Genomic DNA, 21,164 nt, shown 5'->3' on the forward strand with positions numbered 1-21,164 from the left:
CTCTTATTTTGGGCCCAGAAATCGGGTAGCAAAATTTTGCGATCGCGTCGGTGACAGCGCCCGTGCCTTGAGAATTGCCGCCATCAAAAAAGCGTAAGATAACACCCCTACAACTACCAACAGCAAGGCATTAATTGATCCTGTAGCATTCCACAGGGCGTGGAGAGCAGAGGCACTAAGATAACCAATAGAAAGAATTTGCCAACTTCTACTGGGTTTGAGGACAGCCAACCCGATAAAATAACCCAGGTAGCCACTATAAGCCATGTGTCCGGCTACAGAGCCTAAAATTCGCGGAATTAGCAGTTGTAAACCCGCCAGTTGACCAGCAGAGCCTGTACCCACCTGTTGCGCGACATTTAAAGTTATATCCGGTACATATTGACCGAGAGTTTCCAATAGAGTGAAACCCACAGCAGAAGCTGTTCCCAGGAGAATACCATCTAGAGGTTCCCAGACGCCTATCCGTTCCCGCCAAGGTGAAGACAACATTCTACCGATGGCAAACGCCGCTAGTACAGGCAATGCCTTGAGTAATTCTTCCATCAACCCAGCCCCAAAAAACATCCGCACCAGCAACTCTGTGAAGGTAATAGATTCTTGAGGTAAGGGCAAGCTTCTAGGTAGGATGCGAAACACAAAGATAAATAAATCCAACAGCGGACTGAGTAAAATCAGCGTTGTACCCAATGCCGCACCCATTAGCACCCACCAAGGCTTCTGTTTACCGCAAAGTTGGTAAACAAAATAGTAGGCAGCGAAGGCGATGTAACTTGCTACGATCACTTGATTAGCTCGGGGCTGACCAACTGTAGCAAACATTAGCACTACAAAAATTACGGTGAGTATTCCCGGTATGAGGTAAGCTTTACGAGTTAAATCTTTACCAGTAGAAATAATCGGAAAAAGCTGGGTGAAGCTAACAGAATCTGGCTGCTTTAATTGCGTGTGGTTGTGGTAGTTTGTTGCCGAAGGTAATGGTGTAACTTGGTTAACTGTCGTGGCCGGGGTTTGGTAGGTAAACTCGTACTCAAAAACGTATTGTGGACCATCAGCACCTAGAGAAAAGCGATCGCCTGGGTGCAGTTCCTGACATTCATACAAGCGTTGTCCATTCAAATAAGTGCCATTAGCGCTATTTAAATCACAAAGCACCCAGCTGAATTTGTTATCTGGGGATACAGAAAGGGGACGAACCACTGCATGACGACGAGATACCATTCGGTACGTCATGGCATCCAAGACAACCTGGCAGCTGGGGTCGCGTCCAATTACCATCTCTTTACTGGGGGGCAGCGAGTAGCGAGATTCTGATTCAAAAGCTGCCCCATTACCAGACACTAGCCGCAGAAATGCATTATGTCTTGCGTTTTTGCCTGTCATCGAGTTAGAGTGCGTTTCTAAACTAATTCTTCTTCATATAATTTGGCAGCAGGACTAACCTTAGCCACATTAACAGCAGCATTGCTAAATCCACTATAGCTTCACTTCCTGCTAAGAAATTTAAAATTTCCGATGCAAAATTTCAAATTGTTTCACCTAATGTAAATAAGTATTCCATCTGCTGAGAGTTTGTCCTCAACCTGGCTTGTTAGGCGGATAAATCAGATTGTATCGGTACTGTACTCAAGACATCCTAGTTGCAAATTAAACCGACGGCAATTTATCAAAAAATAGTAGTTTTTATTGCATATAGTTTCATCAAAAAACTATATGATTTTCAGTTGTCTGTTGTCTGTTGTTTTTGCCACTGATAATTGACTAAGCTCCTTCGGGGCAGGGAGTAGGGAATAGTGAAAGAAACTGCCCTGAAGATTGAATCAAAAGATTTCCCGTATATTGCCTCAAGCAACTGTAGCCAGTTCTGGGTGTTCAATCTTAGTTCCAAGTACTGTAAGAAATTCTGCCAGCCAACGGGGGTGAGCAGGCCAAGCTGGTGCTGTCACCAAGTTACCGTCAACTATTGCCTGATTAACAGGGATATCAACATAAATCCCTCCAGCACTCTTGACATCTGGGCTACAAGCAGGGTAACCAGTACATCTCTTGCCTTGCAGTACATCAGCAGCTGCCAATAACTGCAAGCCGTGGCAGATGGCAGCAATAGGTTTATTCGTTTGGGCAAAGTGACGGGTGATTTCTAGCACCTGCTGATTCAGACGGATATATTCTGGTGCTCGTCCTCCGGGAATGACTAAAGCATCATAGGTTGCCGCTTCTACTTCTGCAAACGTAGCATTTAAAGTGAAATTGTGACCGGGTTTTTCGCTGTAAGTCTGGTCTCCTTCAAAGTCGTGAACTGCTGTCCGCACCTTGTCGCCAGCTTTTTTGTCGGGGCAAACTGCATGGACAGTGTGTCCCACCATTTGCAACGCCTGGAAAGGAACCATTACTTCATAATCTTCTACATAGTCCCCAATAAGCATCAAAAGTTTTTTTGCAGCCATATTTTTGTTACCCTCGCCTATTAGTCAATAGTTAATAGTTGTTTATAAAGTAAATATTAATTTAGAGTCAGCTACATTAGGCGTTAGCCTATGCGGTAATTTCTGATACATTTCAGTACTAACTGTGCCGTAATGTATCATTTAAGGGCGGCAAGTTAACAAAGTGTAATCCATCTTACAGATTTGTTCTGTTAATGACTATTGACTAATTAAAGCAGATGGAATTCTGCGATCGCTTTAGGAAAGTTTTTATTTTCATGTCCTGGGCGGCTAAGTTTAATCAAGGCAAAACGCTGTAACGGCGTTAAAGCTGCCCATTCTTGCTGTGTCAGGGTTACACCTATTTCTTCAGCTTTTTCCTGGATGCTGGCTGGTACAATGGCAGAATCTAGCCATGCAGGATGAGGCTCGATGGGCAATTTTGTAGCTGCTAGACCTGTGCGTTGTAAAATTAATTGCTGGATATGCTCGCGGTAAGACTGAATTTCCGTTTCTGTAGTGCAAGGTAATTCGACTAAAGCTTGACGCTCTGCTGTAGTCATTTGATTCCAATCAGACAATTTTAGCTTAATGCCACAGGTATCTAATTTGCAACGCACCTGCATGGGTATGCAACGCAGGGAATCAACAAAGTCTGCTTCAAATTCAAAGAAATCTGCCATAAGTTAAGTATTCAAAATTCGAGCATTCAAAATTAAGGGTTTTTAATCATCGATAATTTTTATATCTCAGTTACATAAATTATGAATTAAAAACAACACTTATCTAGCGATCGCACATTAATCATTTGTCCAAAATACAGTTGAGACTAATTTTAAGTATTAAGTATACTATATTATTGTCAAAATTTCATCTTAACCTATATTTAACTAGATTTATGCTTGAAAACAGTTGATTACTTATTGATTTTTAACGTCAGTTTTTTAAATTACTTAGGCGAATTATTAGATAACTAATTGAGAGGGCGAGAATAGCAATTCCTAAACCAATTATATCAATACCCGGAACTTTTTCTAAGTCCAGAATAATAATTTTTCTGGCAACAGCAATTAAAGATGTGACAATAACTAATTCAACTTGAAAAACGTGTTTTCGTAAATAAGCCGTGATATTTTCTAAGATTTCTAAAGCAATTAAAATATTCAAAAATAGCCCAAAAATTTTATACAAGGTTGTGTTAAACTTCGCATAAGGCGCTGAAAATAACTCTTTAAAAATAAATATTCCTAAATCCCCAATCGCTACCAAAATTACTATTACCATAAAAATAGATAGAGCTTTAGAAACTAGCACTTCTATGTTTTCGATAATATGCATGAAGTTCTCATCTTTGGTAGTTACTAAAATTTGCCTTAGTAGCTTTCTCATAATGCTGCACCCAATTCTCAAAGAAAATAAAATCCCATAGATAAATCTAGAGGATTAAAAAAAGAGGAGTTGCCGAAGCTTTGTAAGTTTTTTATTCTTTATCCATAGCTAAAATCGACGCTAGTAAAACCTCTTCTTACGAGAGATTTAACCTCTTTAGATATAGTAATTGGTAACAGCCAAAATTAGACAGTCAGAAAAAATGATAATAACTATTGACTATTGATTATTGACTAAATTACCTATTGCTGGTTAGAAATTATCTCTTGAGCGGTACACTTAGGAGCTTACGATTGTGAGGACTGGAGTTGATAATCTTTGACTGTTACTTGCACAGAAATTGGTATCAACTGCACTGCACAGGCTTTTAATTCTGGTTGCAGCGAATCAGGGCACGATTCTGGATGGGTGAGGGCATTAGCTTCGGCATTGTCTGCCCACAGCGAACCCCAGTGCATGGGGACAAAAACTGTACCAGGCGCGATCGCTTTTGTCACTTTAGCAGGAAACTTAGCTTTACCTCGACGCGATCGCACTTCCACACACTGATTATCTACAATACCTAACCGAGCAGCATCACGGGGATGAATTTCGATAAACGGTTCGGGATGCATTTTGCAAATTTTTTCAATTCGCCCGGTGCGTGTCTGCGTATGCCAATGTCCGTAAAGGCGGCCGTTAGTTAGCACAAAAGGATAATTCGGGTCTGGTGGTTCTGCCAATCCCTTCGAGTAATATGCCCCAAATCGAGCGCGTCCATCAGGGGTGTGGAAATGCAAATCAGTGTATAATCGCTTTCCAGAGGTTTCTCTCCCTGCTCCTCTACTCTCTTGGAGGTGAGGCCATTGAGTTGGGCCTTCTGTCTGTAATTGCGCATGATTGATACCCGTCATATCGCAAGGGCGATCGCTAGTTAGTTTGACAAACTCAGCATAAACTTCAGCAGAGTTAACAAAAGCAAATTCTCTCTCAAAACCTAACCTCCGTCCAACTTCGGCAAAAATTTCCCAATCTGCTTTAGCTTCTCTTGGCGGTTGGCGGAATGCTTGACACAGAGTTACCACTCGTTCGGAGTTTGTCATCACACCAGTTTTTTCACCCCACTGGGCTGCTGGTAGGAGAACATGAGCGTAAGCAGAAGTTTCTGTAGGATAATAAGCGTCTTGGTAGATGGTGAAAGGCGATCGCAATAACGCCTTCTTAGTTCGCTCCAAATCTGGCATACTCACAGCTGGGTTGGTAGCTGCAATCCACAATAACTCTACAGCGTCATTTTCCAAGCCAGTAATCATGTCCCAAGCAGTTAAACCGGGATTTGGCGAAATCTGTCCTGGCTTTAGTCCCCAAAACTCCTCAACTTCTGCGCGGTGCTGAGGATTTTTCACCACTCGATAACCCGGTAATAAATGCGCCAAACCTCCGGCTTCCCGTCCTCCCATTGCGTTTGGCTGACCAGTGAGAGAAAAAGGGCCAGCCCCAGGTTTGCCAATCTGTCCAGTCATCAAGTGCAGGTTAATGATAGTTCTGACCTTAGCCGTCCCTTCTGACGATTGATTTACACCCATTGACCACAAAGACAATACTCGCTGTGATTCACCCCAATAGCGAGCTGCTGTTTCTAAATCTTCAATGCTGATTCCACATTGACTAGCTACTATTTCTGGGGGATAGTGGCGAATCACTTGGGCGTATGCGGGAAAGTTGCTGGTGCAATCGTCCATGAACATGGTATCAATGTAGTTCCAGCGCATCAACAAGTGGGCAATGCCGTTTAACAAGTCGATATCTGTACCGGGACGAATCGCTAAATGCAAATCAGCGGCTTCTGCGGTTGGTGTGCGACGGGGATCAACCACAATCATTTTGACTTTGCGATTCTTTTTGTGATACTTCTCCAGTCGGTTAAAAATGATGGGGTGACATTCAGCTGTATTAGTACCAATTAAAAATGCACAGTCAGTTAACTCCAAGTCTTCGTAACAGCAGGGCGGGCCATCTGCGCCAAAGCTTTGAATGTAGCCAGCTACAGCACTAGACATACATAAGCGAGAGTTAGCATCAAAATTATTGCTACCCAGACAGCCTTTCATCAGTTTCTGGGCTATGTAGTAATCCTCAGTTTGAAACTGACCAGAACCATACATACATAAGGCTTCTGCGCCTTGGGTAAAGCACACAGTTTGAATGCGCTGCGTGATTATATTAAAGGCTTCATCCCAACTAACCCGCCGGAACTCTTGATCTAAGGAGTCTCGCACCATTGGGTAATGTAATCTATTTTTATCTAAAGATTCAGCGATCGTCGCACCTTTAACGCAAACCATTCCTTGACTGGATGGATGGGCTTTATCACCGCGCACTCGCCAATTTGGAGTTCCTTGGCTATCTCGATTAGTTGCTTTGCCATGTTGGGCTGGGGGTGAAACTTCTAAACCACAGCCAACACCGCAGTAAGGACAAAGGGTTTTGGTAAATTCACTCATTGTTATTTTGATTTTGCAATTTTAGATGTAGTGAGAGTTTGTTAAATTTGTGTATTAGGCAAAAACTCTTTGAAACTCTCATTCCTTTGTGTCCTTCTCTACGAGACGCTGCGCGAATGCGTCCTTCTCTACGAGACGCTGCGCAAATGCGGTTCGTTTTTTCATAAATTTACGTAATTTCTATCGATGTGGTTTAGAGAAATTATTTTTTTACGAACCGCAGAGAGAGCATTACAAATTTTTAAATTTACTATTCTTCTGCCTGAAGAGAGGAATAAGAGAATGAGGAAACGAACCGCAAAGAGCACAAAGAGCGCAAAGATAAGAGAGTTATAAAGGGTTTTTGTATCAGTGTTGTGAATTTAAAAAAAATCTCAACATATAGAGAACAAAAACGGAGTTTCATGAATTAAGACTTTTATGGAAAGATGAAGTGTAAAGTTTCCTATTCAGATTTGATAGTGAATTTTACTACTTCATCCTTCAATTGATTATTCTTCCGTTAATAAAATAGAGTTTTTAGTTGCGGTTTCTGGTAGTTCACCTTCATAAGCAACGGCAAAGGAACCTTTTGGTTCTTTAAGGAAGAAGGCACACATGAAAGCGCAGACTATGGCAGCTAAACCCATTGTGCTAAATAGTGTAGATGCGTCAGTTAAACTAAAAATTGTCAGGTAAACCACGCCGCCAAAATTACCGTAAGCTCCCACATTACCGGCAATTTGTCCAGTGGCTTCCTTTTTAATTAGGGGTACGATGCTGTAGGTTGCACCGCAGCCAGCTTGGGCAAAGTAGGCGGCAAACATTGTAACTGCGATCGCTAGCGGAATTGGCCAGTTACTATTAATAAAATGTGCCATCAAATAACTAACACCAATACCAGCGCTGATAATTGTTATTGTCCATTTACGTGAGCCAAATTTATCAGAAATTAAGCCACCACTGGGACGAGAAATTAAATTTAAGAAAGGATAGGTAGCAGCAATCATCCCAGCTATAACATGCTCTAAACCAAAGGTTTTCTCAAAAAATGCCGGGAGCATAGAAACAACTGCCAATTCGCTGCCAAAGCTAGTTGTGTAAGTGAATTCGAGTAAAGCTACTTGACCAAATTGATAACGTTGAGATGGAGCGTAAGTTTTTTTGCCAATTAGAAGTTCTCGGTTTACCTGCCAAGCTTTATAACTTTGGTAAGCAAACAATCCTGCTAATAGCAACCAAGCCAGATACATTTGACTCAGAGTTAGGAAGTGAATGTTCTTTTGTTCCAAGCGCCAAGCTAATAAACCCAAGGCGAAAATCAAACCAAAATTCGAGATAATCATCGCCCAGAAGCTTTTGATGCTAGTGACTTCTAAAGAACCATTCTTTTTAGGTTTCTTGTAGACTTTGCCTGCGGGTGTATCTTGAACAGTGTTGTAATAAATTACGCCGTAGATGGCTGCAATGATCCCTGTAAGTGCGATCGCTAACCGCCAATTAGAAGCGCCACCAGCGAAAAAGCTAGTAGAAACTGCAAGTATCGGCAATACAAACTCTGCACCAAAAGCCCCAAAGTTACCCCAACCGCCATAAATGCCTTGAGCAATTCCCATCTCCTTCGGCTGGAACCATTCCGCCACCATGCGGATACCGACAACAAAGCCAGATCCGACAATTCCCATCAGCAAACGACTGATAACTAGTTGATTAAAATCTTGTGCTAGCGCCGTCGCTAAACAGGGAATAACCGCAAACATCAGCAAAATTGAATAGGTGATTCTGGGGCCAAAACGATCCAGAAGCATCCCAATAATTAATCGGGCGGGAATTGTCAAGGCCAGGTTACAGATGCCCAAAGTTTTAATTTGCTCAGGTGCTAAATGTAGTTCTCTACCAATGGTTGTAGCAAAGGGAGCAAAGTTAAACCAACAGACAAAGGTGAGAAAGAAAGCAAACCAAGTCTGATGTAAGATGCGGTAGCGATCGCTGAATGAAAATAAGTTTTTAAGCATTCCAATCTATCTAAATTGAATAAAACACGGAGAAGAGATAGGGGGAGCAGGGGAGTAAGGGGAAGTTGAGCCTTTAAGGCTGAAGGTTAAGTCTTAAAGCTTGAAGGTTAAGCCTTAAAGCTTGAAGGTTAAGCCTTAAAGCCTGAAGGTTAAGCCTTAAAGCCTGAAGGTTGAGCCTTAAAGCCTGAAGGTTAAGCCTTAAAGCCTGAAGGTTGAGCCTTTGACTTTTGACTTTTGACTTCCCCGAACGCAAGAGCGTCCCGTAGGGAAGGGGCTGACCAATACCCCCGATAAGCACTAGCAGTTACTAACTACTAAGGCTTCTCACCTGGGTTTGGCCCCAAAGCTTTTGATTAGTAAATCTTGCAATACTGGTTGCAAGTCTTCACAAGGTATGCTTTTGATGACGCAAGTTCCCAAATGAGCATCTTTGCCAACTTTGCCGCCCATATATATGTCAACGGCTTCCAGGGTTTTGCCATTTTTGCGAGTCTTAGTTCCCATCAAGCCGATATCTGCAACTTGGGGCTGTCCACAGGAATTGGGGCAACCTGTCCAGTGAATTCGTACTGGCTTGGTGAAGGTTAAGTCTTCTTCTAAGGCTTTAATCATTGCTAGAGCGCGGTTTTTGGTTTCGATCAGGGCGAAGTTACAAAATTGTGCGCCTGTACAAGAAACAAGCGATCGCGTCAACAAACCTGGGTCAATGGAAAACCTTTCCAGCAAAGGCTCTGTTAAAAATGTTGCTAGACGGGAGTCAGAAATGTTGGGAAGGACGATGTTTTGTTCAACGGTGAAGCGGATTTCACCACTGCCGTAAACTTGCGCTAAACGGGCAATTTCAAACATATCTTCAGCATATAGTCGCCCGACTGGAATGTGCAAGCCTACGTAATTCAATCCTGGCTCTTTTTGTTTATATACCCCGATATGGTCGCGTTTTTCCCAGTCGATTTCGTCTTTTGCTGCTGCGGGTAAGAATGATTTACCCAAACGGTTTTCTACTTCTGCTCGAAACTTTTCTAAACCCCATTGATCAATTAGCCACATCAGGCGGGATTTTTGCCGATTAGCACGCGGGCCATGATCACGAAAGACTTCCAAAACCGCTCTACATACAGCTACTACATCTTCTGGAAGCACCCAAGCATTTAGAGGAATCGCCGCTTCACAACGTTTGGCTGAGAAAAAGCCACCCACTAAAACGTTAAACCCGAAAATTTTTTGCTGGGAATGGACAGAGGCTAAATTTTGCTCCCCTGCTTCTTGAAATGCTGGAACAAAAGCTAAATCATTGATTTCGGCGTGAACTGAATTGTCTCTTCCACCAGTGATCGCAATGTTAAACTTCCGTGGTAAGTTGCTAAACTCTGGGTTTCCTTCCCCTTTGTTGGTGAGCATATCTTGAATTTGCTGTACTAACTCTCGTGTGTCGTACAACTCATCTGCATCCAACCCCGCCACAGGATCGCCTGTGATATTGCGGACGTTATCCATTCCTGACTGAACGCTGGTTAAACCAACTGTGTCAAATCTATTAAAGATATCTGGTAAATCTTCAATTCTAATCCCTCGTAATTGGATATTCTGTCTGGTAGTAATATCAGCGCAGCCATCATCTCCATAGCGCTGCACCACTTGGGCTAAAACACCCATTTGACTGCTGGTGAGAATACCGTTGGGCATCCGTAACCGCATCATAAACTTGCCTGGGGTGACTGGGCGAAAAAACACACCCACCCACTTGAGTCGATGATCCCGATCGATTTCGTCCATTGCTTCCCAGCCCAAGGCAGCAAATTTCTCTATCTCACCCTTGACGGCGAGTCCATCTTTTTCTGCTTTGAATTTCTCAAACTTATTCAGGTTGGTGGTGGTAGTTGCTGTGTCTGTCATGAGTCTGATCGTTACAAATTACTAAATATGGTGATAATTGCCCAACATCAACCAACCCGTAGTTCCATCAGGTGTTGTATCTACGAAGGTTTGGGAATAAAAACTTAATATTTGCTTACGGCTGATTATTTTTACTTAAGAGCATTCCAAAGCGAAACCCCAATCTGTGATTAACAGGACTTACGCAAGAACTCTCTGAAACTCTTATTCCTTTGTGTCCTTTGCGTCCTTTGCGGTTCGTTTTATCATGATTTTGCGTAAGTCCTGATTAATTAAGGAAAACTTGTGGTTATTTACATCTGATAAATTTGTCAAGCAGCTTTAGATACTGTTCATGTAACAATTTCGATACTCATAAGTTAAAGGGAGATTTCTGTTAAAATCGTATAAATTGTTACGATTTTTTAGTAAAATTGCTGAAAATGGATGAAAACTATGCATTTTTTGCATCAAAGTCAGTCAATGAGCCACAAAAAGCCCTTGATGAAAAGTAAACCTCATCTATGTTGAGAACCGTAGTTTTTGCCCTCACCCTAAATCCCTCTCCCAGTAGGGAGAGGGACTTCTTTCCGGCTCCCCTTCTCCCAAATTTGGGAGAAGGGGCTGGGGGATGAGGGTTTTTTCTTTTCATACGGAAAGAACTACAGTTTTCAAGGTGGACGCGGTTTATTTGAAATAACTGAAGCGATTTTGGACTGCCATAGATTAATCCAAAATCCAAACATCGTAAATTGAGTGGCAGATGTTAGCTAAAACTTAGATATTATTTCAGCAGCTATGAAACGTCGTGATTTTATTAATTGGGTAGGTTTGGGTTGGATAGCGAGTTCTCTACCTGTAGCGATCGCAGCCTGTTCTTCTCAAACAACTTCAACATCTGGGGATTGGCAAACAGTAGGCACCTCGGCAGAATTAGATAAGACTGGCCAATTGCTGGCTAAAAACTCACCTGCTGGGCCTGTGTTGGTAGTTGGCACATCTAAAGCTGCAAATCTGACAGCTGTTAACCCTACCTGTACTCACGCAGGTTGCACTGTAGGATGGAAAGCTGAGGCAAAAAAATTCGCCTGTCCCTGTCATGGTTCGGAATTTGGAATTGACGGTAAAGTGCAAAAAGGCCCAGCGACAGAAGCGCTTAAAACTTACGCCGCCAAGATTGAGGGTAATTCAGTTGTAGTCAAGCCAAGTTAAACAATACAATTCAGGGTATCGTGAGTAATATCAACCAGCTTTTGGTACAAGCCCAGACAGCATACGATGCAGCTGATTGGTCATCACTAATTCAATATTTACAACAATTAATCTTAGGGACAGACTCTGAACATCCAGAGATAGTTAAAAATCAAGAATATCTGCTGACATTAACACTTTCAATGTTAGAGATGGGAGATTTTCAGCAACGCTGGGAAATTACCAAAGTGCTGACTCACTTGGGAAAAATTGCCATCCCACCACTCATTGACATCTTAAAAGATGAAGATGCAGAAGAAGAATTACGCTGGTATGCAGCGCGGACTTTGGGCGAATTTCAGCACCCTGAAGCCATCGCCCCCTTGGTGGAATTGTTGAAAACCGATGAGGATGAAGAACTCAAAGCGATCGCAACTACGGCACTAGGGCAAATGGGTACTGTTGCGATAGCAGCCCTCTCTGAACTCCTAAAACAAGAAGATACACGACTTTTGGCAGTGCGATCGCTTTCCTCTATTCCGCAAACAGAAACTATCACACCGCTATTGAGTGTAGTACAAGATTCACAAGCAACAATCCGCACTGCTGCAATTGAAGCCCTCAGCAGTTTTCATGACGAACGTGTACCGCCAGTATTGTTAAACGCTTTGGATGATATAGCTGCCACAGTTAGGCGTGCAGCAGTGCTTGGTTTAGGTTTTCGCCCCGACTTACGCCAAGCATTAGATTTGGTGACGAGACTGCAACCCAAGCTGTACGACTTTAACCTTGAGGTTTGTTGTGCAGCCGCAGTTTCCCTTTCTCGGATGAGTTGTGATGACGCTGCAAAACATTTATTTGATCTGCTGATCTCACCTCAGACACCGAAAACGCTGCAATTAGAAACCATCCGCGCTTTGGTTTGGGTGGGGACACCATCCAGTTTGGAATATTTGCAAACAGCATTTAATCAAATCACTTCAGAGACACTTTGGCAAGAAATTGTTACAGTTTTGGGGCGAGTGCAAAAGCCGCAAATTACACCAGCCGTAGAAATATTATTGCAAATACTGCGATGCCTTCGGCGAGCTTCTCTAGGAGACGCTCCGCGAACGCTAACGCAACATCCAGCCACAGAGATTGCCAACATCAAAAGTGCGATCGCCCTGTCTTTAGGACAGTTAGGCGAAATGCAAGCTATCGAACCATTGATTTGGCTGCTAGCGGATTCAAATGCATCGGTGAGACTACATGCGATCGCTGCACTAAAAAATCTGGATAGGGAAGCCGCACATCAACAATTGCAGCAGTTAGCAAATAACGCCACACTAACACTAGATTTGCACCAAGGAATAGCGATCGCTTTGGCTGAGTGGTAAATTTTTTCAAAGAGTATGCGCTACCTGTGTGCGTTCAGTATTAAGTAACTAAATAGTTCTTTCTGATCCACTTATTTTAGTCTTTTTACAGCGATAAGATTAAACTGGTATCAAAAAATTTATTCGGTCAACTTGGGCGACATTTACATCTAGTTACTCAGAAGTTTGGAGATATTGCTGTTACTGATACCAATTCTGTATGAAGATGCGCCAAACTATATGAGGAACGAACCGCATACTCCTACGGAGAAGCAAGCTACGCGCAGCGTCTCGTACAGAAGAACGCATAGACACGTACTCCTACGGAGAAGCAAGCTACGCGGAGCGTCTCCTAGAGTTGTGGCTTCCCGCAGGGTAGGGCACAAAGAAAGAAAGAAATAAGAAACCAAGAAAATTTGGCGCAGCCTATATCCCAATGGCAGATGGAGGTACGTGCAATGAGCAAACCAAACTTTCAAGCAATGAGTCAGAAAGAGTTGCAAGCCTACGTTTTAGCCCATCGGGATGATCAAGAAGCATTTTACGCATATCTTGATAAGCTACATGCAGAAGCTAACTGGGTTGAAATGCCGCCGTTACAGTCTTCAGAGGACTTGGAAAATTATCCTGAATTTATTGAACGGGTTCGCAACGGTTCAAAGCCATATTCGTAATTAGTAAATGCAAATATGACGCGTAGGTGTAGCCCGCCGTAGGCATCGCAGCCCTATCCGCAAGTTGCACAAAAACTTGTGTTGCTCAAACCTCATCCGCCGCATAATGTGATGAATTAAAAATCTTATCTAAAAATTCATATATTTCAGCAGAAAATAGTCAATTCGTTTTCGGCGAAATTTACCAATAAATTCCATGCAAAGCGGGTAATTGACGATAAAGGTGGTAAAACCTGATTTACACAAATATAAATCTCAGGAAAAGACCTGTAACAAACCCTACCAAACTTTGGTTAAAAATCCGTTAACTTAATGAAACCGATAAATGTAATTCAGGCTACATAAAAATGCGCCTAGAGCAGTTGCAAGCTTTTTTAGAAATCGCCCAAACCGGTAGCTTTCAACAAGCAGCGCGAAAATGTGGTGTCACCCAATCGACTATTAGTCGCCAAATCCAAGCATTGGAAGCAGATTTAGGTGTAGAACTGTTTCACAGAACAAGTCATGGAAAATTGACACTCGGAGGTGAATGTTTACTACCCCGTGTCCGCAAAATTTGCCAAGAATGGCAGACAGCTACAGAAGAATTAGCTGATTTAATAGCCGGAAAACAGCCAGAACTATGCATCGCGGCGATTCACTCTGTTTGTGGATCTTACTTACCACCAGTGTTGCAAAAATTTTGTCATGATTATCCAGATGTGCAATTGCGCGTAACTTCATTGGGAAGCGATCGCGCCCTGAAAGTCCTCAAAGATGGATTGGTGGATTTAGCAATTGTGATGAATAATCGCTTTTTAACCACTGGTAGAGAAATGGTGGTAGAAGTACTTTATGATGAACCTATAGAAGTTCTAACCGCAGCCAATCATCCACTAGCCCAATATGAATGCGTCCCTTGGTCGGAGCTAATTCGTTATCCTCAAGTGGTTTTTAAAGATGGTTATGGGATGCAGCGCTTAATACAAGATAGATTTGAGCGAATGGAAGCTAAACTCCAGGCGGCTTTAGAGGTAAATACCCTAGATGCCTTCCGGGGAGTAGTACGCCAAGGAGAACTGATAGCTTTGCTACCTCAATCAGCATTAGTAGAAGCACGCCAAGACCCTACCCTGGCGATTCGTTCCTTAGCCAGCAATAATATTAGTGGTTTAGCAGATGGTTCCAGTTTGACTCGTCGGGTAGTTATGGTAACAACTCAAGACCGGCTCCAAATCCCCCCTATTAACCACTTTTGGCAACTCGTGCGCGAAAATATACCATTACAAATTGATCAGCAGCGATCGGCTTCTTAAGTGTCATTAGTTATTAGTCATTTTCGGTTATTTACAAAGGAGAAAGGACAATGGACAAATGACACCGGACAAAGGACAAAGGACAAATGAGCAATGTATTTAGGGAATTACTGCAAAAAGTAGGTAGCGGAAATCACACAGCCGAGAATTTAACTCGCGCCCAAGCAGCCACCGCTACTAAAATGATGCTGCTGGGTGAAGCTACACCAGCCCAAATTGGAGCATTTTTGATTGCTCATCGAATCAAGCGTCCCACGGGGGAAGAGTTAGCGGGAATGTTGGATGCCTATGATGAACTGGGGCCAAAACTGCAACCAATCGTCTCTGGGCGACCAGCGATCGCTTTTGGCATCCCCTATGATGGCAGAACACGTACAGCACCAATTAGTCCTGTAACAGCTTTACTACTCGCCGCAGTTGGACAACCAGTGGTAATGCACGGTGGCGATCGCCTCCCAACGAAATACGGTTTACCCCTAATAGAGATTTGGCAGGGTTTAGGAGTCGATTGGACTACGCTACCACTAGCAAAAACTCAGCAAGTATTTGAGCAAACGGGAATCGGCTTTATTTATCTACCTCAGCATTTTCCCTTAACTCAAAGTATTTGGGAGTACCGCGACCAACTTGGCAAGCGTCCGCCTTTGGCAACAATGGAGCTAATTTGGTGTCCTTATGCCGGGGATGCTCACGTAATTGCTGGGTTTGTTCATCCGCCGACAGAAGGGATGTTTCAGATAACTTTGGATCTGCGGGGAGTAACAAAATTTACATTAGTGAAAGGATTGGAAGGCAGTTGCGACTTACCGCGCGATCGCACTGCGATCATCAGCTTATCTTCATCCGTAGCATCCCAAGAGGTAGAACGATTGCACCTCGTACCGCGTGATTACGGCTTTACTACTAAGAACGTACCCCTTGGAACTACTGAAGAACTAGTGGCGGATATTCAGGCGGTTTTAGCAGGTAAACCAGGCGAATTGATGCAAACAGCCTTGTGGAATGGCGGATTTTACCTATGGCGGAGTGGTATTTGTCCAGATATGTCAAAGGGTTTAGCTAAGGCAGAAGAATTATTAACCAATGGTGTGGTAGCAGCTAAACTCCAAGAACTCAACCAGGTAGTAAATTCACTGTCAGCAGCATTTGTGCCAGTGTAAACAGTTTAGTTAGAAATATGGATCTGATCACTTTAGGGTGTCAACATAACTCGTAATTAATTACAAATTAGTAATTATTTGGTCAGCGACTGCTCTAAGATAGATTTTTGTTGCAACCAATCCTGACCCACTTGGATACTGATATCCGAGCCGAGGTTGCCAGTACTTTCCACACGCACTTCGCCAAATCCCAAAGTGTTGCGAACTGATTCGGCAGTGTCACCATCTCCTTGCTGGGCGACAATGTGAGTTACGTCTAGAGGTTCACCCCATGCCTTAGCTACATAGATGTTGCGATATCCAGATTTTTCCAAGGCTCTAATTAATGGTTGGAGGTTAGAGCGATCGCCACCTGTACTATCTTGAATTGCTACACGTAAAGAGCGTGGATCAGTTGCAGTCGCCTGCTGTTCCTGTTCTGATTCCAACCCAAAGTGTTGAGCCATCAATTTGGCAATACCATCTTTGTTGGGCAACCAATAGCTAGCATCAAACTCATTCTTCTCGCTAAAGCGACCTGGCAGCATTAACATTTGCATATTAGAGCGATTTGTTCGCACTCCAAAACCCATAAGCGCCAATAACTCTTCAACCGTCAAGTTGGTATCAATGTGTTCTTTAACTACCTCAAGAACTTTAGGTAATTGAGCCACAGTAGCTGGGTTCAGTGTTTGATCCATCAAAGCACGCATGACCATTTGCTGCCGCTGAATCCGGCCAATATCTCCGAGTTCGTCATGACGGAAACGCAGCAATTCCAGCGCCTTCTCGCCGTTGAGATGCTGCTTACCCGCCTTCAAATTGATATACAAATGCTGGGAATCATCTTGGTACTTCATATCTTTTGGGACGTAGACTGTTACGCCCCCTAAAGCATCGATTAGCTTGGCAACTCCCAGAACGTTAATTCGGATATAGCGATCAATTCCCGCCCCACCTAAGAGATTACTGACGGTTCTGGCAGTCAAAGCTGGCCCACCCTCAACATTGGCAGCATTAATTTTTTTCACTCCATATCCCTCTATTTCTGTGCGGGTATCTCTGGGAATGGAGAGCATGATTATTTTTTTCGTCTCTGGATCAAATTTGAGCAAGAGCATCACATCGGAAAGACCATCAAAGGAGTTTACCTGGGGCAGGTATTTGAGGTTTTTGGTATCTTCGGGAGGGTTTTGGATATCCGGTGGGAGTACGCTCATTCCCATAATCAAGAGATTCACTGGGCGAGTTAATTGTGAAAATCGCAGCCCACCCCCAGAGATGCGATCGCCATCAAAGGCCGCCTCATCCTTTGGACTTAGCTGGGCTTGTTGCAAAGGCGTACTGGTTAAAGACACCGCTAAAAGCGCCCCTGCTGTTGCTGACACCATTGCAATACCACTCATACCTACCCAAAACCACAGCCAACGTCCGGATTTCGAGTTCTGAGAAATTTTTTTACTGGACTTAGAGGCTTTTCCCGACTGGTTTTCTTCCGCCGAACTTCTTTGAATGGTCACAGACTTCCTCACACTTACTCACTAATCAAATTCGGTAAATTTGCAGACTAAAAACATGCAGACAAATCAACCCATAATAGCTAACTCTTAATTATCAGTGCTAACTTTTTTAATGTAGTGTCAACCACAACACTTATAGCAACATTTTTCCTTCTTTTGGGCCAATCTAGAGATGTTTTACTGAAGTATGGCAATAATAAACTGGATTTGACTAGATATATAGATAAATCAACCGGATTTTTTTAGGAAATAAGTAAAAATACTGGAAAAGGATCATCCGCAAAAATTAAGATAAATACTTACCCAGCACTCGTTCTGCTAAAGTATTAAACCCTGGTAAACGCCCAGATTTGCCCTGCATCAGGCGCAAAATCAACCAGACACTTACTAAAAAGTAACCTGATGTGAGAAAGCTATTGAGGATAAATAGACGTAGCGTCAAAAAATCTGAAGTTGCTGCACCGGTAGCTAATAATAGATATCCCAACAGCCAAGTAAGCGCCAAAGTAATAGACAGACGACTAATAGCAAGTTGTTCCCGACTACCCTGGTCCCGATAGAGAGTCCACAAGGATGGAAAAAAGCCGATAATCGGAACTAAATATAAAAGCAACTGTGTTTTGGTTCTGGGGCATGGGGCATTGGGCATTGGGCATTGGGGAGCCACTGCGGTCTTGGGGTCTCCCCAAGTGGAGCAAGTGGCGTCATTGGGTATGGTTATTCTCCTTGTCCCCTTGTCTCCCTTGTCCCCTTGTCCCTCTTCTTCCCACTCCCTATTCTTTTTCGGTTCAAAATTTTCCATGTAGGTTAGTCTAACTCCTAAATTAGAAGGATGAATAAGACTCATATAGTTAGAGATAATAAGCTGTAAAGAAAGATTTCATTTAGTTCTATCCCGCAATCAGCTCAAAATGCAGACACGCAAGCTACTCGACTGGTGGCAAAGATTCACACCAATAGCGCGAATCGGGACGATCGCGTTATTCCTGCCGCTGCTAGTTCTAAATGGTTGGGCACTTTCGATATTCTTTAATTATTTCCATTCTCTCATAGTCATTTTAGTTGGAGCCTCAGTGCTAGCATTTCTGCTCAACTACCCCGTGAGCTGGATGGAGCATCATGGTGCTAGGCGAGAGCAAGTCGCTATCCTAGTATTTCTCTTGGCTTTATCAATTTTATTGGCGTTGGGTGTTACACTTATTCCGCTGGCCCTTACCCAAGCCCAACAACTGGTGGCTCGTTTACCAGAGTTGATCGACTCTGGACGCTCTCAGTTAATGATATTAAACGAAAAAGCCGAGACTTTCGGCTTACCGATTAACCTTGATGCTCTGGTAGTGCAAATCAACGATCGCGTCAAGGGACAATTACAAGCGATCGCTGGACAAGTTTTAAATCTGGCGGTAGTTACAGTCACTAGTCTGCTAGATATTCTCTTGACGATGGTTTTGACTTTCTATCTTTTACAGCATGGGGGTGAACTCTGGCAAAGTTTAGTGGAATGGCTACCTAATAAATTTCGCGATCCTTTCTCCAAAACAGTCCGCCTCAGCTTCCAAAATTTCTTCATCACCCAGCTAATTTTATCTACTTGCATGGCATCAGCCCTCATTCCTACCTTTTTGTGGCTGAAAGTGCCATTTGGTCTACTATTTGGCCTAACTATTGGACTGATGGCTCTCGTCCCCTTTGGCGGTTCTGTAGGCATCGCCCTGACTACACTATTGGTAGCGCTACAAGATTTCTCAATGGGTGTGAGAGTCTTGATAGCAGCAGTAATTGTACAGCAAATTCTCGAAAACTTAATTGCCCCCCGAATTTTAGGCAGCTTTACTGGTTTAAATCCAGTTTGGATTTTAATTTCAGTCTTAACAGGGGCAAGAATTGGCGGACTGTTGGGTGTAATTGTGGCAGTACCCACAGCTGTTGTGATTAAGACTGCTTTAAGTGCCCTGCGTCCTGGTAGCGAGACAAACAACAGCGCCACTGGGGAGATAACTGCACCCGTTGCAGCAAACGAGTCCCCGAAAGCTGACGCGAAAAACACTCTGAGTATTTCGGAAGCGACATTACCCTAGAATTAAATTCAAAATTCAAAATTCAAAATTCAAAATGAAGGAATTTTGAATTTTTTACTGTGGGTCAATGATCGAACCCATAAACAAAACCCTTCCCGTCTGATTATCCCTAATCGCACAGAAGAAGGGACGGTCAACAATCATTCGGAATGGTTCTGGTTCCTGCCTCAAAGCTGTTGTTCTTATACCCACTGAAGTAACCGCAGCCGCTTCCGTACCTTCTTCGTTCACTTCCACAAAAGTTTTATGCTTAACTTCGCTAATGGCAAAATTTTTACCCATGCCGGAAAAATTGGCTTTGTCGCTGAAAGCCTCTTCCATGCCTAAAGTTTTTAAGGCATCATTGAGTGTAACGTCGTAATCTGTTTTGAAGCGGGGTAAACGAATAAATCCTTTTTGTTCGCTGAACTGAGTCATCCATTTTTCCCAGTTCTCAACATTCAAGTTTTGATAGAAGGTTTTGAGGTTAGAGTTCTGTTTCGGCAGGAAAATATATAAGCTGAATTTACCATCTTTGCCGTAAGGTAAACTAACTGCCTGAAATTGTTTGCTTTCATAGTATCTATAGTCACCGTCCTGTGACATCATCGGGTGTTGTTTTTGTTTGCCAGGTGTGCTGTAAAAAGGGTATTGAGCAGTTTGACTTTTATCAAATTCTTTGCTCCATTTTCCTTTAAAATATATGGCATTAATCAGAAACAACACTTTATCTGGTTCAATTTTTCCAATTATCTGATCGATTTTGCCATTAGTATTCTCTTTTACCCAGTTATTGATAATACTAGGCGTTGTGGGGTCTTGAAAATTTAAATTGCTGACCTTAGCTTGATAGAAATTCTGCGTTCTCTGGAGGAAGTCTGGCCGAAAGCTAACATTTTTATTTGCCCAAAGTGAGTTAGCAATCTTCAGTTGTACGTTTGGATCTGAATTGTCTAAAAGCTGCTTTAATGCTGCCTTGTAAGAAGAGTTTATTTCTTGCAGATTTATCCCCTGTAATTCCAGGGTTTTTGCGATCGCTAGTTGAGTCGTGCCGCTCGCGCCATTGTAGGTCATAGCTAGAGCGATCGCGACACTCGAAGGTGAGATAAAAACGTTCTTCTTACCCCCATCATTTTTCAGAAGTTCTGAAAATAGTTTTAAGCCAAACTTATTGCTAGACTCAACGATTTTTGCATCAGTCTTGAGTGTTTTTTTTTGCGATGGAGTTTCTGGCTGAGGTAAACTAGATTGGGCAAGGGCACTTTTATTACTATCGACTTGAGAATACCCTAATACACTAAATAGAACAACACTTGCAGCTGCCAGAGCATAACGTCTGCCTAGACTCACACCATAACGTCTTTGCATGAAATTTTCTCTCACACTACTATATTTCTGCCGAATCATCATACCACCTTACTTGCGAAAGATTCCCGATCTGTGCTCAGAGTTGACGCAGACACTGTGTCAATGATTAACTATTGCATTTGCTCCAAGAGAAAAATGGGACTGTTACAGTTTTTGTAACAGCAAGTTAGTAGCTCAGAGGAATTAAACACAACTTCTTAAAGCTGCTAATTCCTAATTGAGGCGGCTATGCATACGAATTAGGAAAAATCTCGGTTTTTAGGAATTTTTATATTTATCAATAAAAGTATTGTAGATTACCTAATCACAAAATAACCACCTTTTTTTGTTTTTAAAGATAAAATCACCTTTCTCAGTTCACGAAATAACAATTTTTTTAGGGACGCACAAATATG

At 42.7% G+C, this 21,164-nt stretch carries 16 protein-coding genes; 6 read left to right on the forward strand and 10 right to left on the reverse strand.

Annotation, left to right across the window (positions count from 1 at the left end):
* Window positions 1-3: 3 nt before the first annotated feature.
* The 7 genes from Q0541_RS13255 to Q0541_RS13285 form a co-directional block, all read right to left on the reverse strand.
* Entirely contained in the window at window positions 4-1,383 is a 1,380-nt protein-coding gene (locus Q0541_RS13255; RefSeq protein ID WP_298910935.1) for a PrsW family glutamic-type intramembrane protease, read from the reverse strand.
* A gap of 461 nt (window positions 1,384-1,844) precedes the next feature.
* Window positions 1,845-2,447 (reverse strand): DJ-1/PfpI family protein, encoded by a 603-nt coding sequence (locus Q0541_RS13260; protein ID WP_298910937.1) that lies wholly within the window; start codon window positions 2,445-2,447, stop codon window positions 1,845-1,847.
* A gap of 209 nt (window positions 2,448-2,656) precedes the next feature.
* The gene (locus tag Q0541_RS13265; protein WP_298910939.1) at window positions 2,657-3,109 is read right to left on the reverse strand and encodes a nitrate reductase associated protein; all 453 of its coding nucleotides are present in this window, start codon (window positions 3,107-3,109) and stop codon (window positions 2,657-2,659) included.
* A 253-nt stretch (window positions 3,110-3,362) separates the two neighbouring features.
* Window positions 3,363-3,815 carry a phosphate-starvation-inducible PsiE family protein gene (locus Q0541_RS13270; protein ID WP_298910942.1) on the reverse strand — a complete coding sequence of 151 codons (453 nt, stop codon included), beginning with the start codon at window positions 3,813-3,815 and terminating at the stop codon, window positions 3,363-3,365.
* Window positions 3,816-4,102: 287 nt separating this feature from the next.
* Window positions 4,103-6,298 (reverse strand): molybdopterin oxidoreductase family protein, encoded by a 2,196-nt coding sequence (locus Q0541_RS13275; protein ID WP_298910944.1) that lies wholly within the window; start codon window positions 6,296-6,298, stop codon window positions 4,103-4,105.
* Between the two features lie 491 nt (window positions 6,299-6,789).
* Window positions 6,790-8,292, reverse strand: coding sequence for a NarK family nitrate/nitrite MFS transporter (locus Q0541_RS13280; protein ID WP_298910946.1), 1,503 nt, complete (start codon window positions 8,290-8,292; stop codon window positions 6,790-6,792).
* A gap of 324 nt (window positions 8,293-8,616) precedes the next feature.
* Window positions 8,617-10,188 (reverse strand): ferredoxin--nitrite reductase, encoded by a 1,572-nt coding sequence (locus Q0541_RS13285; RefSeq protein ID WP_298910948.1) that lies wholly within the window; start codon window positions 10,186-10,188, stop codon window positions 8,617-8,619.
* 777 nt (window positions 10,189-10,965) lie between these two features.
* Between Q0541_RS13285 and Q0541_RS13290 the strand changes: the two genes are divergently transcribed.
* The 5 genes from Q0541_RS13290 (at window position 10,966) to Q0541_RS13310 (ending at window position 15,845) form a co-directional block, all read left to right on the forward strand.
* Window positions 10,966-11,379 carry a ubiquinol-cytochrome c reductase iron-sulfur subunit gene (locus Q0541_RS13290; RefSeq protein WP_298910950.1) on the forward strand — a complete coding sequence of 138 codons (414 nt, stop codon included), beginning with the start codon at window positions 10,966-10,968 and terminating at the stop codon, window positions 11,377-11,379.
* Window positions 11,380-11,396: 17 nt separating this feature from the next.
* Window positions 11,397-12,737 carry a HEAT repeat domain-containing protein gene (locus tag Q0541_RS13295; protein WP_298911195.1) on the forward strand — a complete coding sequence of 447 codons (1,341 nt, stop codon included), beginning with the start codon at window positions 11,397-11,399 and terminating at the stop codon, window positions 12,735-12,737.
* A gap of 437 nt (window positions 12,738-13,174) precedes the next feature.
* On the forward strand, window positions 13,175-13,390 hold the full coding sequence (locus Q0541_RS13300; RefSeq protein ID WP_298910952.1) for a hypothetical protein: 216 nt from the start codon (window positions 13,175-13,177) through the stop codon (window positions 13,388-13,390).
* Window positions 13,391-13,737: 347 nt separating this feature from the next.
* Entirely contained in the window at window positions 13,738-14,685 is a 948-nt protein-coding gene (locus Q0541_RS13305) for a LysR family transcriptional regulator (RefSeq protein WP_298910955.1), read from the forward strand.
* 86 nt (window positions 14,686-14,771) lie between these two features.
* Entirely contained in the window at window positions 14,772-15,845 is a 1,074-nt protein-coding gene (locus Q0541_RS13310; protein WP_298910957.1) for an anthranilate phosphoribosyltransferase family protein, read from the forward strand.
* Window positions 15,846-15,919: 74 nt separating this feature from the next.
* On the opposite strand, the gene Q0541_RS13315 is transcribed toward Q0541_RS13310, so the two are convergent.
* On the reverse strand, window positions 15,920-17,344 hold the full coding sequence (locus Q0541_RS13315) for an LCP family protein (protein WP_298910960.1): 1,425 nt from the start codon (window positions 17,342-17,344) through the stop codon (window positions 15,920-15,922).
* Between the two features lie 286 nt (window positions 17,345-17,630).
* The gene (locus Q0541_RS13320) at window positions 17,631-17,993 is read right to left on the reverse strand and encodes a hypothetical protein (RefSeq protein WP_298911197.1); all 363 of its coding nucleotides are present in this window, start codon (window positions 17,991-17,993) and stop codon (window positions 17,631-17,633) included.
* 262 nt (window positions 17,994-18,255) lie between these two features.
* Between Q0541_RS13320 and Q0541_RS13325 the strand changes: the two genes are divergently transcribed.
* Complete coding sequence (locus tag Q0541_RS13325) at window positions 18,256-19,422, forward strand: AI-2E family transporter (protein ID WP_298910963.1); 1,167 nt, start codon at window positions 18,256-18,258, stop codon at window positions 19,420-19,422.
* A 54-nt stretch (window positions 19,423-19,476) separates the two neighbouring features.
* Here the strand turns inward: Q0541_RS13325 and Q0541_RS13330 are convergent, their stop codons facing one another.
* Window positions 19,477-20,808: a serpin family protein gene (locus Q0541_RS13330; protein WP_298911199.1), complete on the reverse strand. Its 1,332-nt coding sequence runs from the start codon at window positions 20,806-20,808 to the stop codon at window positions 19,477-19,479.
* Between the last annotated feature and the right edge of the window lie 356 nt (window positions 20,809-21,164).

This window comes from uncultured Nostoc sp., from assembly GCF_937863485.1.
Taxonomy (GTDB): domain Bacteria; phylum Cyanobacteriota; class Cyanobacteriia; order Cyanobacteriales; family Nostocaceae; genus Nostoc.

Coding starts and splice junctions, on each gene's coding strand:
- Q0541_RS13265 (WP_298910939.1), bottom strand. CDS start 3,109: ATGGCAGATTTCTTTGAATTTGAAGCAGACTTTGTTGATTCCCTGCGT.
- Q0541_RS13285 (WP_298910948.1), bottom strand. CDS start 10,188: ATGACAGACACAGCAACTACCACCACCAACCTGAATAAGTTTGAGAAA.
- Q0541_RS13325 (WP_298910963.1), top strand. CDS start 18,256: ATGCAGACACGCAAGCTACTCGACTGGTGGCAAAGATTCACACCAATA.
- Q0541_RS13320 (WP_298911197.1), bottom strand. CDS start 17,993: ATGCCCAATGCCCCATGCCCCAGAACCAAAACACAGTTGCTTTTATAT.
- Q0541_RS13255 (WP_298910935.1), bottom strand. CDS start 1,383: ATGACAGGCAAAAACGCAAGACATAATGCATTTCTGCGGCTAGTGTCT.
- Q0541_RS13305 (WP_298910955.1), top strand. CDS start 13,738: ATGCGCCTAGAGCAGTTGCAAGCTTTTTTAGAAATCGCCCAAACCGGT.
- Q0541_RS13300 (WP_298910952.1), top strand. CDS start 13,175: ATGAGCAAACCAAACTTTCAAGCAATGAGTCAGAAAGAGTTGCAAGCC.
- Q0541_RS13310 (WP_298910957.1), top strand. CDS start 14,772: ATGAGCAATGTATTTAGGGAATTACTGCAAAAAGTAGGTAGCGGAAAT.
- Q0541_RS13280 (WP_298910946.1), bottom strand. CDS start 8,292: ATGCTTAAAAACTTATTTTCATTCAGCGATCGCTACCGCATCTTACAT.
- Q0541_RS13270 (WP_298910942.1), bottom strand. CDS start 3,815: ATGAGAAAGCTACTAAGGCAAATTTTAGTAACTACCAAAGATGAGAAC.
- Q0541_RS13290 (WP_298910950.1), top strand. CDS start 10,966: ATGAAACGTCGTGATTTTATTAATTGGGTAGGTTTGGGTTGGATAGCG.
- Q0541_RS13330 (WP_298911199.1), bottom strand. CDS start 20,808: ATGATTCGGCAGAAATATAGTAGTGTGAGAGAAAATTTCATGCAAAGA.
- Q0541_RS13275 (WP_298910944.1), bottom strand. CDS start 6,298: ATGAGTGAATTTACCAAAACCCTTTGTCCTTACTGCGGTGTTGGCTGT.
- Q0541_RS13260 (WP_298910937.1), bottom strand. CDS start 2,447: ATGGCTGCAAAAAAACTTTTGATGCTTATTGGGGACTATGTAGAAGAT.